This window comes from Tychonema sp. LEGE 07196, from assembly GCF_963890365.1.
In the GTDB taxonomy this organism is placed as follows: Bacteria; Cyanobacteriota; Cyanobacteriia; order Cyanobacteriales; family Microcoleaceae; genus Microcoleus.
This window is the reverse complement of record NZ_CAWPRX010000127.1, coordinates 41,676-54,723: the sequence shown is the minus strand read 5'-3', so window position 1 is coordinate 54,723 and position 13,048 is coordinate 41,676. Positions and strand designations below refer to the sequence as shown.

The 13,048-nt window shown below is 44.1% G+C and carries 14 protein-coding genes; 7 read left to right on the top strand and 7 right to left on the bottom strand.

Annotation, left to right across the window (positions count from 1 at the left end):
* Positions 1 to 137: 137 nt before the first annotated feature.
* From AACV78_RS15295 to AACV78_RS15280, 4 genes are all read right to left on the bottom strand, one after another.
* Complete coding sequence (locus AACV78_RS15295) at positions 138 to 956, bottom strand: ion transporter (RefSeq protein ID WP_194012994.1); 819 nt, start codon at positions 954 to 956, stop codon at positions 138 to 140.
* A gap of 8 nt (positions 957 to 964) precedes the next feature.
* A complete protein-coding gene (locus tag AACV78_RS15290; RefSeq protein WP_194012993.1) occupies positions 965 to 2,089 on the bottom strand; it encodes a hypothetical protein in 1,125 nt (374 codons plus the stop codon).
* 14 nt (positions 2,090 to 2,103) lie between these two features.
* Positions 2,104 to 2,670 (bottom strand): SH3 domain-containing protein, encoded by a 567-nt coding sequence (locus AACV78_RS15285; protein WP_194012992.1) that lies wholly within the window; start codon positions 2,668 to 2,670, stop codon positions 2,104 to 2,106.
* Positions 2,671 to 2,831: 161 nt separating this feature from the next.
* Entirely contained in the window at positions 2,832 to 3,434 is a 603-nt protein-coding gene (locus AACV78_RS15280) for a hypothetical protein (protein WP_194012991.1), read from the bottom strand.
* Between the two features lie 174 nt (positions 3,435 to 3,608).
* Here AACV78_RS15280 and AACV78_RS15275 point away from each other — a divergent pair, with 174 nt between their 5' ends.
* From AACV78_RS15275 to AACV78_RS15250, 6 genes are all read left to right on the top strand, one after another.
* The gene (locus AACV78_RS15275) at positions 3,609 to 4,520 is read left to right on the top strand and encodes a DUF2382 domain-containing protein (protein WP_194012990.1); all 912 of its coding nucleotides are present in this window, start codon (positions 3,609 to 3,611) and stop codon (positions 4,518 to 4,520) included.
* A gap of 119 nt (positions 4,521 to 4,639) precedes the next feature.
* Positions 4,640 to 5,590: an S-layer homology domain-containing protein gene (locus tag AACV78_RS15270; protein ID WP_194012989.1), complete on the top strand. Its 951-nt coding sequence runs from the start codon at positions 4,640 to 4,642 to the stop codon at positions 5,588 to 5,590.
* 863 nt (positions 5,591 to 6,453) lie between these two features.
* Positions 6,454 to 7,728: a molybdopterin molybdotransferase MoeA gene (locus AACV78_RS15265; RefSeq protein ID WP_194012768.1), complete on the top strand. Its 1,275-nt coding sequence runs from the start codon at positions 6,454 to 6,456 to the stop codon at positions 7,726 to 7,728.
* Between the two features lie 154 nt (positions 7,729 to 7,882).
* Entirely contained in the window at positions 7,883 to 8,515 is a 633-nt protein-coding gene (locus AACV78_RS15260) for a response regulator (RefSeq protein WP_194012767.1), read from the top strand.
* 135 nt (positions 8,516 to 8,650) lie between these two features.
* The gene (gene rimM / locus AACV78_RS15255; RefSeq protein WP_194012766.1) at positions 8,651 to 9,292 is read left to right on the top strand and encodes a ribosome maturation factor RimM; all 642 of its coding nucleotides are present in this window, start codon (positions 8,651 to 8,653) and stop codon (positions 9,290 to 9,292) included.
* 49 nt (positions 9,293 to 9,341) lie between these two features.
* Positions 9,342 to 9,530 carry a hypothetical protein gene (locus AACV78_RS15250; RefSeq protein ID WP_228042275.1) on the top strand — a complete coding sequence of 63 codons (189 nt, stop codon included), beginning with the start codon at positions 9,342 to 9,344 and terminating at the stop codon, positions 9,528 to 9,530.
* 57 nt (positions 9,531 to 9,587) lie between these two features.
* Here the strand turns inward: AACV78_RS15250 and AACV78_RS15245 are convergent, their stop codons facing one another.
* Positions 9,588 to 10,049: a phosphate-starvation-inducible PsiE family protein gene (locus AACV78_RS15245; protein ID WP_194012765.1), complete on the bottom strand. Its 462-nt coding sequence runs from the start codon at positions 10,047 to 10,049 to the stop codon at positions 9,588 to 9,590.
* A gap of 559 nt (positions 10,050 to 10,608) precedes the next feature.
* Here AACV78_RS15245 and AACV78_RS15240 point away from each other — a divergent pair.
* Positions 10,609 to 11,388, top strand: a complete 780-nt coding sequence (locus AACV78_RS15240) for an ion transporter (RefSeq protein WP_194012764.1) — start codon at positions 10,609 to 10,611, stop codon at positions 11,386 to 11,388.
* Here AACV78_RS15240 and AACV78_RS15235 read toward each other — a convergent pair.
* Positions 11,370 to 11,573 (bottom strand): hypothetical protein, encoded by a 204-nt coding sequence (locus AACV78_RS15235; RefSeq protein WP_228042274.1) that lies wholly within the window; start codon positions 11,571 to 11,573, stop codon positions 11,370 to 11,372. The genes AACV78_RS15240 and AACV78_RS15235 overlap by 19 nt on opposite strands.
* A 15-nt stretch (positions 11,574 to 11,588) precedes the next feature.
* Positions 11,589 to 12,965: an ATP-binding protein gene (locus AACV78_RS15230; RefSeq protein ID WP_194012763.1), complete on the bottom strand. Its 1,377-nt coding sequence runs from the start codon at positions 12,963 to 12,965 to the stop codon at positions 11,589 to 11,591.
* Positions 12,966 to 13,048 lie beyond the last annotated feature (83 nt).

The following is a 13,048-nucleotide window of genomic DNA, read 5'->3' as shown; positions in this document are numbered from 1 at the left end:
AGTCGGCCTTGGGGCCAACATCGTTTTTGTAGACGCGGTTTCAACCGCCGAATTATCTTACTCCCTCCCCTTAATAAGGGGAGGGTTGGGGTGGGGTAAAAAACTTTACGACTCCTGCAAGGACTGCTATATCTGATTCAAGAATTTGAGTTTTGATGCAGTAATTGCTGAATCTCCGTCCGCAAGGCAGCAATTTCAGCGCTCAGGGCTGCAATTGATTGTGCTCCTGCTAATTCGGCTTCCTCATCCTCTGCATCGCGACCGATAAAAAATGTGGCAATGGTCGCAGTTACATAACCAAAAACTGCAAAAGCATAAAGTGCCAAAACAAGGCAAAGTATGCGGCCTTCAGGCGTTTTTGGCCAATATTCCGAACCCAATGTCATCATCAACATTGCCGTCCACCACAAAGCAGTGGCGTAATTATTTAAACCGGAGGAACTATCGCCGACATCTTTTTCAAACGCATACATTCCCGCTGCGCCTACCAAGGTAATAATTATCGTTAGTCCTACAACATAACCAAATCCCCTGCGTTTAACACTTGCAGCTAATGCCCGCATCCCTCGATTGGTACGAGTCATGACTCGCAACAACTGCAAACTTCGGACAGCCCGTACTGTCTTAAATGCTCGCAAAATTCGGATAAATCGAAAGGTACGCAAAGCAGGTAACAGCAGAGAAAAAGCTGCGATCCAATTGCTTTTTATATAGGAAATTTTGCGCGGCGCAATGGCGAGTTTAAGTAGAAAATCTGCAATAAAAATCGCCCAAATCGTGTTGCTGGCGACTTCTAAAAATGGGTTTAATTCCCAAATTAATTCAACTATAAATAGAGCTAGCCACACAAATGACAGCACCAGCATGGGAGTTTCCAGCCAATCTTCTAGCTGCTGTAAAATCTCGTTGCGCTCTTGTTCTAGGGCTGGTTTTTCTGCAAGATTTGGGTCGCTCATAGGTTAGTTCAGCGCTCCAGAGCTTCGATTTTTTGCGATCGGCTTTCGCGATCGGCGATCGTATCGAGTACCCTCTGTTCTGCTTCGGAAACTTCCCCGCTACTTTCGGCAATGCTACGGCATTGAGCTAATAGCATTGCGGCAAAATCGGGGTTAAGTTGCTCTAACAAGCTATCCAAAGGTTCAGGTGATTTAATGTTAGCCGCAATTGTATTTAGAGAAGGGGTATTTAATTGCAATGGCTCCAATTCAGGCAAAATATCTTCCCAGTTTTTGTTGGGATAACTTGCCCGAATAATGTGAACCATAATTCGATCCATAACTGCTTGTTGGGCGATCGCCACATCGAGATATTCTTCGCTTTGTTGCTGAATCGCTTGTAGCGTTTCGGTTGCAGGTTCTTCAGCATCTTCCCTCAATTTGGCTTCATAAAACTCGCGCGCCGCATATCCCAGCGCGTACAGCATCGTAGCATTTGTACTCGCACCAATCATCGCACCGGCCAGCGGTACGTTGCGTAAAAAGCCCAAACCTGCTTTCATGGCGTTGCTACCGCCGAGCGCTAACCCAAAAATTGCCAAAACCTCGCCTTTTCGGGCTGGAGCTTCCAAATCCATCCCGTAAGCGGCGGCAATTTCATAAACCATTTCGGTTTGAATCGCATTAGTCGCGACTAAATCGATCGCTAAAAGAGCTGCTGCGACACCGGGTAAAATGCTGCTAGCAACTCCGACACCACCGGCTTGGATGGCTTTTTTCACCATAATGCGATGGGCAATTTCGCTGGGAGTTTCCTTGGGATACTGTTGTTGGATTTGCTTGACTTCAGCTTCAGCTTTGGTGACATCGACGCCCGAGCTGGCTCCAGCTAACCAATCAAGCCTGAGTACACCTACAACTTGTTTGATCAAAGGAAGATTGCTAACATAATTAACAGCTTCTCCGGTTTCCTGAGTTGCTTTTCCAATCAATCGATAAGTTTGTTTAGCAGTAGCTTCTCCCACATCAACTGCTGTGTTAACAACTGCTTTGCCTGCATCCAGTGCAGATTCTGCTGTCTCCGCAACCACATTTAACAAACCAGACTTTTGCTGTGAATTAGTTTCTTCTTCTGGGCTCGATCGGTCATTCATCACTGTTTTTTCAATTAACGACAATATGCCAGGTTTTCAGATTGGACGTAGCCTTTCAGAGGTACTGTAATGGGCACCCAACCATCGCTTCCTAAACTTTCAATCGTCACTCTTCGTCCGTTCGCAATGAAACCAGCCGTTTCCCCCTCGCTCGAAGGTGTTTGATGTACGTTAATTCCTCTGACGGCTGCAACTAAGCGGCAGTCAGTAGGAGGCGGAGAATTTGCCGTTTCGCACTCTCCGAGAAAACCACCGTATACGTAGCCTTTTAGCGGTGCTGTAATTGGCACCCAACCATTCTCGCCCAGACTTTGAATTGTCACAGTTCTGCCGGAGCCGATGATGCCGACTGCTTGGCTGTTACTGTTCGCTTCTTGCCGCACGTTAAGACCGCTACTAGCAATTACCTGGCGACAGCTATTGGGTATTTGTGCTAGTAAATATTGACTTGTATTTTGAAGTTTAACGTTTTGAGTTTGATTGGTCTCGCTAGCAAACGCCGGAGCAACTAAAACCGTTGCACTCAACAATAACGAACTTGTTAAACTTGTATATTTTTTCCAGCTTCCATTCTGTTTCATCACTTTATCTCATTTTAACTCTTTATGTCAACAGCCTATCTCAAATTTTGATTTCGCTCATCTGCTTAAAGCATGAATAAAGAATCACTCGCAAGACATAAAAAAAAGTTATATTTGCTGCCGTGCCGGTCAGATTTTCCAGGTCGATCGCGGCCGCTCAATCAAATATAAACGCGGGGTTTGCGAGCGCCAACAACAGCACCAATCATTGCCGCTGCCAAACTCAGCAAAGAGCCGACTAGAAATGACCAAGTAGCTTTAGCTGTATTGCCAGCAATGTCGCGAACTTGATTTGGGTCTACATTCGGTATATTAACGCCACCCTGTTGCTGTACTCGATCGGCAATTTCTCCAGCATTAGCCGCCACAGCCTCAGCAGCACCAGATATCCCGCTTGCTAACAGCCAAGAACTAAGTGCTAATGTAGTTCCCCAAAGAATTGCTGCATTCAAAATAGCTGTTTTCTTAGTCATGGGGCCGCAGCTTTGAGCCATTACCCAACCGCCCAAAAATAAGGAAATTAGCAAACTAACAATCGACCAAATTCCCACCGCCAGACCAACAGAACCTGCATTAGCACCAGTTGCACCTGCGCTCAACCCGATCGCGGCTCCCAAAGCGCTTAACAAAAGTTGACCTGTCAGGGCGATCGCAATTCCTGCCAGAACAGGCCCCCACCGAACTCGATCGTGGTAATTCACCGCCGTATTAACAATTGTAGGCTCAGCAACTTCACTGCTCAGTGGTTCTGGATCGTATGCCATAAAAAATTAATCCTTATCGTTTAAACCGTATTTTACTTTAAATTTATTACTAACATATCTACCCTTAGTTATAAGATTATCTATTTTTTTTATAACTACACAATCTTTCATAAGTAGGATGTACCGAAAACGATTCCGAGCTAAAATTTACGCAACATAGTGAGTAGAATAGAAATGTTACTTTACAAAATAGAAGATTTTAATCCCAGCTACCGCGAAGTAGCATTTGATGGTGAAGATATCAAAGGGTTCGATGTCTGTGCAGGAAATACCGATGAAAAAATTGGCACGATCGATACCGTGCTAGTTGATGAAACAGGACGTTTTCGATATTTTGCCGTTGAAACCGGTGTTTGGATTTTTGGGAAAAAAGTATTAGTTCCCATCGGTATTTGTCGGGTAGATTTCAATACCAGGCGCGTTTACGCCAGAGGTTTGCAGAACAAACAGCAAGTCGAAAACCTAGTCAGATATGAAAACGGGATGGTCGTTGATTACGATTACGAAGAACAAGTGCGGAAAGTTTATCGCACTCCCACCGCCGGAGCATCTGCACCTGTAGAAGCCTCACTGCCTTTAGAAGCATCACGAATTGTCACCCCATCCGCTCCTGTTTCTGTGCCTCCTCCTGTATCTAACCAACCTACGGCTGCTGGTTATGACCGCAACACTTATAGTTACGATCGAGATCCTGAACTGTACCAGATGAACGAGCAAGACCATCAAAAATTCCGACTTTACGAAGAACGATTGATTGCAAGCAAAACCCGCCACAAAACTGGCGAAGTAATAATTAGCAAGCGAGTAGAAACTGAGACAGCAAAAGTTTCAGTTCCTGTAGCAAAAGAGCGCGCTGTAATTGAACACGTAACTCCCGAAAATGCAGGCACTCCAGTCAGTCCAGAGGCGGCCTTCGGAGAACAAGAGACGGTGCGTATGGAACTGCACGAAGAAACTGCCGATATCAAAAAACAAACTTTCCTGCGCGAGGAAGTTAACATCAGGAAAGAAGTTGACAAGGAGACTGTTGAGTCAACAGAAGAGCTGCGACGCGAAAAATTAGATTTGTCTGCAGAAGACCGTTAGAGTGCAGATAAATTTAAAGATGGTTTGTAGTTCTGCTTTCGCGCTGGAATTAGTGTTAAATCAAAATTATTAGCCCCATAAATCACTGCAATTGTCAAACAACAAGAGGATATTTTATTATGTGTAATCGCAGGCATTTACCGCTAGTCAAGGGTTCGTTTTTAGCTTTGATTGTTAGTGTAAGCGGCGCTGGTTTTGTGCTAAATTCCCAGCAAGCTGCTGCTCAACAACAAGCCAAATCGACATTTCCTGATGTACCGCAAAATTACTGGGCGCGTCCGTTTATTCAATCCCTAGCTGAAAAAGACATTGTTACGGGATATCCCAACGGAATGTTTAAACCCAAACAAAAGGTCGATCGCGACGAGTTTGCAGCGATGATTCGCCAAGCTTTTGATAAAGCAAAAATTAGAAATATACCCAGTGGAAGTGGCTTTAAGGATGTGCCGCAAGACAATTGGGCAGCACCTCCGGTTGAAGAAGCTTATGAAACGGGATTTATGAAAGACTTTCCGGGAAACGAGTTTCATCCGCAGCAGCCAATGACTAAGACACAAGCATTAGTTGCCTTAATGAAGGGTTTAGACTTGAATTACGATCGCCCTGTAGCAGCGAGTCAAGGCGCCGCACGTGTAGCACCTGCAAATCAACGCCGAAAAACTACTAGGAATCGTTTGGTATTTCCCTTAGCATCAACTGTTTTAATGCAGCCGCTATTGCCTGTAATATCAACAAAACAGCAGCAGCAACCCAAACCTGCTAAAACGGTTCCGGCAACGACGACAAAAAGTCCCGTTGCAACTTCTAAAATTTCGGCATTACAGTTTCTTAAATCATACTATAAAGATGCCGATCTGATTCCTAAAAATGCGGTTGACGCAGTAGCAGCAGCGACACAGGCAAATATAGTGGTTAACTATCCAGATGCGAGAGTTCTCAATCCCAACGAGTTACTCAGTCGGGGGAGTGCTACGGCGCTAATTCATCAAGCTTTGGTTAATCAAAAGCAGATCGAACCGCTTTCGGACAAGAATGCTGTTAAGTACATTCCTAAGACTCCGCGTCCCTAGTTTTGCGATCGAAAAAAGCTGTTTCTACAGCTTTAGTTAGCGGGCTTTAAGCTAATTTAAAGCCCCTGTAAATTTCAGGTTATGGTCGTACAATTATACAGATTATTGCTGCTTTTTAGCAATAATTGATAATTAGGTTCCCTAAATTTTTGGTAATTTTTTTTTTACACAACACTGACAAACATACCAATAATAAAATGCTATAGCGGTTCTCAAGAAAATCAGGTATGTCCTATGCCCTATGCCCTATGCCCTATGCCCTATGCCCTATGCCCTATGCCCTATTCCCTATGTCCTATTCCCTATGCCCGACAGCACCTCATCTTTCTGAGACGTGATGTATATGTGAACTCTGTAAATTTCGTTACTCAGAAATCCACCTGTTAAAAGAACCGAAAGTAAAATAAAGCGATTTTAAAAAGGGGGCGCTTGAATGCTACTTTCTAATCCATAAGTGAAAGTACAAACAATTACTGGTACGGAACATAGAATCTGGAATATCCGAGTTAAAAATGCTACGCTGGAATTGGGTGAAAGATAAGCGTTAAAGAATAATATAAAATTCTCTCTTCATCGAAATAGTAAATTCAGGCGTAGACTGTTAACTGTTAACTGTTAACATCATGAGGAGTGCAACCGAAATTGATATAGATTGCTGTTTTTTAAGCCCAAGAAGTGAGTAAAAAATATCAATACTGCGACGGCCACAAAAGATAAACAATTGGCAACAAGAGCCGATCGATAAATATTCATAAGTGATTGGCACGAAAATGCAGCTTCAATGCTGAAGCACCCAAAAATTAGATGGCCGTTATTTCTGCTTTTTGTTAAAATAATTTAGTATTGTCAAAGTGGTGACACTGATGCTGTCAGTAAAAGAAGCAGAATCGATCGTTCTAAATTTGGCGCAATCTCCCGACAGTCAGCGGGATGTAGAAACAGTAGACTTGCTGGCAGCATCGGGGCGAATCTTGGCTGCACCTGTGACAAGTTCCCTCGATTTTCCTTATTGGGACAATTCGGCAATGGATGGATATGCCGTGCGGTTTGCCGATGTGGAAAATTGCAGCGCCGAAAAACCAGCGGTGCTCGAAGTAGTTGAGGAGATTCCAGCGGGATATCTGCCTCAAATTACGGTGCAGCCGGGTTCAGCGGCGCGAATTTTTACCGGGGCTATGATGCCGGATGGTGCTGATACGGTGGTAATGCAGGAAGAAACGAGGCGTGAGGGCGATCGTATTTTTGTCTTAGTTGCTCCTGAAAAACCGCAAGCTTTTGTCAGGCACAAAGGCGCTTTTTATCAAGCAGAAACAACTTTGATGGATCGCGGTACTGCTATCAATGCGCCAGAAATAGCAGTGTTAGCAACTGCACAGTGCATTAAAGTTCCCGTTTACAAGCGCGTGCGCGTCGCTATTTTTTCTACTGGTGACGAATTGGTATCGCCGGACAAACCTTTGAGTCCTGGGAAACTGGTAGACTCGAATCAGTATGCTTTGTCTGTTTTGTTGGCGCAAATGGGATGTGAGCCGATCGGATTGGGGATAATTCCCGATCGCGAAGATGCGCTACAAAAGGCGATCGCCCAAGCTGTTTCGACAGCGGATGTAGTGCTTTCTACGGGCGGTGTCTCGGTAGGAGACTACGATTATGTAGAGAAAATTTTGGCAGATTTAGGAGGTAAAATTCACATTCAGGCTGTGGCGATTAAACCGGGAAAACCCTTAACCGTTGCTGCGTTTAAACGAGGTGAAACAAAATCTGATGCGCCGATTTCGAGTTTGGATTGTCTCTATTTTGGTTTGCCCGGAAATCCGGTTTCAGCTTTAGTCTGCTGTTGGCGGTTTGTTGTGCCTGCTTTGAGAAAGATGTCGGGGCTGGGTGCGGATGCTTGGGGGCCGGAGTTTGTCAAGGCTAGGTGTAATGTGGAATTGCGATCGATCGGCAAGCGCGAAACTTATGTTTGGGGTAAACTACATTTAGTGGCGGGAGTCTGGGAATTTGAACCAGCTAGCGGCAGCCAAAATTCAGCCAACTTAATTAACCTCGCTAATACAACTGGTTTAGCAGTTTTGCCAGCAGCAGAAACCTGGATTTCCCCAGGCGAATTTGTTGAAGTTTTAAAAGTTAGTCATTAGTTAGTAGTTAGTAGTTATTAGTTATTAGTTGTTAGTTGTTAGTTAGTAATTGGTAGTTATTAATCTTCCATCTTCCATCTTCCATCTTCCATCTTCCATCTTCCATCTTCCATCTTCCATCTTCCTTCTTCCTTCTTCCTTCCTAATTCATATTATGAGAATTTTAATTGTTGAAGACGATCCGATGATGCAACTGGGATTAGAGCAAGTATTAGCAGATTCGCCAGAAATAGAAATAGTAGGGCAAGCAGAAGACGGGTATTTAGGAGTAGCTGCTGCACTGAAACTCAAGCCTGATATTATCGTTATGGATATCGGTTTGCCCAGGCTAGACGGCATAGCAGCCACTCAAAAAATTAAATCACAAATGCCGGAAGTTCGAGTGGTAATGTTAACTTCTCACACGGCAGAAATTGAAATTATTGCAGCACTTTCTAGCGGTGCTGATGCTTATTGTATTAAAGGTGCTTCCGTAGACAGGCTGTTAGCGGCGATCGCAGCGGCAGCAGAGGGGGCTACATACCTTGACCCTCAAATTGCCCGCACTGTGATCGAGCATCTCAAACCGCCAGCACCAGCCTCTACAGCTACTTTTGGTCAGTTGTCGCAGCGGGAGTTGGAGGTATTAAAGTTAATGGTGGAAGGTAACAGCAATCCAGAGATAGCAGCGGCGCTTTACTTGAGTCCAAATACTATTAAAACTCACGTTCGCGGTATTATGAATAAGTTGGCTGTGGATGACCGCGTGCAAGCGGCAGTTGTAGCCCTGAGAACCGGGTTGGTTTAAAGAAGTCAGCAGTCATCCGTCATTAGTCAGCAGTCATTAGTTATTTTTTGTTTGCTACCAATGCTGTTGGTCTCATTCTTAATTCCCAACTCCCAATTCCTAATTCCCAATTAATTCCTAATTCCCAAAAAGTTTATGTCAGAGTGGATAGAAATCGGTACAATTGTAGCAGCTCAAGGTTTGGACGGGGAAGTGCGAGTCTATCCCGATTCAGATTTCCCGGAGAGATTTATCGAACCGGGGAAGCGGTGGCTTTTGCGCCCTAACAAAAGTGAACCGGAACCGATCGAGTTTTTGGGAGGTCGCTACATACCGGGCAAAGGCTTGTATGCTGTAGAGGTGGAGGGCGTGGAAGACCGCGATGGTGCCGAGGCGCTGCGGGGCTGTAAGTTGTTTGTAGAAAAGACCGATCGACCTTACCTGGAACCTGATGAGTTTTACGTGCAAGATTTGATCGGTATGGAAGTTTTTAACCAATTAACCGGGGAAATTTTAGGCAAAGTAAGTGATATTCTTGCTGCAGGTAACGACCTGTTAGAAGTAGAAACAAATCTAACGCCGCCAGAAATTGTCGTCCCAGAACTAGAAAAGCCCAAAAAAGCTGAAACTCCCAAAACAAACCCTGACCCCAGAAATACCCGCAAACCACGGAAAATCCGCGAGAAACAGCCGAAATCAACAAAAATCTTGATTCCTTTCGTGCAAGAGATTGTGCCAATTGTTGACTTAGAAAAAGGCCGAATTGAAATTGTGCCTCCCGCTGGTTTGTTAGACTAATATCAAAATATTTGGGTGCGTCGTTAACGAAATTTTCACCACTATTTGATTGGCGAGAAGCGACGCACCAAACCACATGGGCTGGCTGATTGACCCCGACAAAGAATTGATCTTTGTGTACCGAAGCGATCGCACTATTGCCGTATTTGATCGACTCCAAGACAAACTTCCCGTTCCAGACTTCGCCACTGCCATTGAGTTCACCGTCTACCAAATCTTCAGTTGGCTGGAGAACTAAAATTCAATAGGCGATTGTTAAAACTGTTCGAGAGCTCGAACACTCTCTATCTAGATATTAAGTATCGTGTCTATTGTTGGTATATCGCACGATTAAATAACTAATTGAAAGGGCCAAAATTGCCGTCGATAGACCTATCAAATCTGCTGCTGTTTTTTTCTCTAAATCCAGAATAATTATTTTTCGAGATACGGCTATTAAAGAAGTTACAATAACTAGCTCTACTTGAATTACGTGTTTCTTGAGATAAGCTGTAATATTTTCCAATATTTCCAGAGCAATTAAAACATTTAAAAACAACCCAAACATGACAAACAACGTGTCTTTAAGCAAAGTGTGGTCGTCGTTAAACAACTCTTTTCCTAAATAAATCAGCAAATCGCAAACGCTAACGATAATTACCACAATCATCGCCAGCGAGAGAATTTTCGATATTATTACTTCTACATTTTCTGTAAAATGCAGAAAATTTTGATCGCTGTCAAACCTAGAAATTCGCCTAAATATTTTTTTCAGCATACCAGTTATATCATGTGCATCTAATTGCCAGCGATCGAACTCTGTGCCGTGTTGGGGCGGGTTGATGTAGCCCGATCGCCCACCGCCCCCCTACCGAGGGGACAAGAAATTGCTCTTGCGCCAACCCCTAATTCCCTACAACCAGGGAGATGCAAGGATCTCTCCTGGTAAGAAACAGCACTCACCCAAGTGTATTGGTATATAGATTGTGTGTCTGAATTATATATTGTTTATGAACCAGCCCCTACGGCAATTATATTAAATCAGGCTGCAATACCCCGTTGATTCTTCAGTCGCCCTCCGGCGGACATCCTTTGACGCAGAGGCGATTTCCGTCGCCTTTCGATTTTTAAGGGCGTAGGTTGGGGCGGCGGGTTGGGGCGGCGGGTTTACAGGATTTCTCGTTTGTATTGCTGCATACATTCGTGAACTAGCCCCTAGGGGAATTATCCTAAAGCCGGCTTTAATACCCCGTTTCCTTTTCAGTCGCCCTCCGGCGCGCACATCCTTTGACGCTGACGATTTCAATCGCCGAGTCCTGCTACAATACAGATTACTTATGTTAAATCGCAAACAAATTGCATTTTATTTAGAAGACATTGAAACGCCCGCAGGGAGAACTGTCAGTTTAATTATTACCGGACTCATTCTCCTATCTACTGCCAGCTTTATCGCGGAAACTTACCCGATTTCCGAATTAGTTAGAACTCGATTAGCAACTCTCAACACCGCTCTTTTAGTCGTTTTTAGTATTGAATATTTAGTGCGGCTGTGGTGCGCCGATCATAAATTTAAGTTTATTTTTAGTTTTTTTTCGATAGTCGATTTGCTGGCAATCTTACCATTTTTATTGGGTTTTGTCAATGTCAGTTTTATTCGGATTTTTCGCTGGTTTAGAATTCTCCGACTTATCCGCTTTCTGGAATTAAAAAATTCGGTTTTTCGCATCAGCACCGAAGATGGGGTGATTTTTTCCCGGATTGTGTTTACTTTGCTGGCGATAATTTTTGTTTATTCTGGTTTGATTTATCAAGTCGAACATTCAGAAAATCCCGCAGCTTTTGGGACTTTTTTGGATGCTGTTTATTTTTCGGTTGTCACGATGACTACAGTGGGATTTGGCGATGTCACTCCGATTTCAGAATCCGGCCGTTTTTTAACTATTTTGATGATTTTGACGGGAATTGCTCTGATTCCTTGGCAGTTGGGGGATTTGATTAAACAGTTAGTTAAAAGTGCTAATCAAGTAGAGATTGTTTGTAAGGGTTGCGGTTGGTTAGTACATGATGCTAATGCTAAATTCTGTAAAATGTGTGGCACTCAGTTGGATAATGGTTGAATGTTGGCTGTTGGCTGTTGACTGTTGACTGTTGGCTGTTGACTGTTGACTGTTGGCTGTTGACTGTTGGCTGTTGGCTGTTGGCTGTTGACTGCAACTAACAACCAATAACTAATAACAAACAACCAACAACCAATAACTAATAACCAATAACCAATAACTAACAACGAATAACCAATAACCAATAACCAATAACTACTTTAAGCTAAAGGTAACAAGATTTCAAATTCGGTACCTGTTCCTAATTGCGATCGCATTCTGAATGCGCCGCCGTGTTTGCCCGTCACGATTTGATAGCTAACTGCTAAGCTGGTTTCTTTGAGGGCGCGTTTTTCGGCAGAGAATGATTCTATGATTCTTTTGTATTTGTGAGGTGACATTCCCGGCCCGTTATCTGCTATGCGAATCGAAACCCAGCGATCGTGAAGTTTGTTCAAGTCGCTCGCAGGTTCGGGACAGCACACTTCAGTTGTAATTTCAATTTGAGGCTGGTGATCGCCCTCTCTGATTCCTCCACCCTTGAACTCCTTCGCCAATTCTTGACCGACTGCTTCGTTAATTAATGTATGAATAGCATTGGTCAAGATATTCATAAATACTTGGTTTAGCTGTCCTGCATAGCACGGAACGGGCGGCAGGTAGCCGTAGTTTTTCACTACTTTTATTTCCCTGGTCAAACGACTTTTGAGCAGCAAGAGTATGCTGTCTATATTGGCGTGCAAGTCGGTCGGTTTGGGATAAATATCGTCGATGTGGCAAAAATTTTGCAAACTGGTTGCTAACTTACTCAAACGTTCGGCTCCGGCTTTGATGCTGGCCACAGTTCGCAGGAAATCATTTTGCAAAAAGTCATAGTCTATCTTTTCTTTGAGCTGTGCTATTTCCGGCGGTTGATCGGTACAGTGCGCGTCGTAAACTGAGAGCAACTCCATCAAGTTTTTGCTGTAGTCGCTGACGTAGGTTAAATTCCCCCAAATAAAGCCCACCGGATCTAAAATTTCGTGGGCTACTCCGTTGACTAAACGGCCTAAACTAGCCATTTTTTCGCTTTGAATCATTTGAGTTTGGGCTCTTTCGTAGCGGACTTGAGTTTCTATGCCGCGAATTTGCCAGTAGGCGATGTTTAGTGCGTGAGGGTTTAAGAGTCGGTAAGATTGGGAGTCTATTTGGACGACGATTGGTTCTGACTGCAATTCGGGCGATCGGCGCAAAGCTTGTGGAGCTCCCGCCAAAATGGTTGTACTCTCTGCGAGCAATAATATTTCGACGCGAGCGTAACTGTAGAGCACTTTCAGCGGCAGGTGCAAAAATAGCTCAGGGCCTTGGGGTTTGAGCAGATATTCCAGCAGTTGTCTGCGCGAGATCATGCCCGCAAACTCTCCTGCTTCAATCAAGACGACTCCCGGCACCAGGGGATGCTGTTCAAAAATTTCGGCAACGGCCACGGCCAAGCAGCTCGATTTTACCTGAAATTCATACAGGGGCAAATCCCAGAGGGTAGACTCTAGTGAAAGGTCTTGATGGCTGCCTTCGGAAAGTGAAGGGCTTTGTAGTTTGGAACTGAATGTATTTGCCACTGGAACTTTATAATTGCCGAAATGCTGGAAAAGTAAAATGAGAACCCACTACTAAGGTAGCCTATCATTTCACCGCAGCAGCA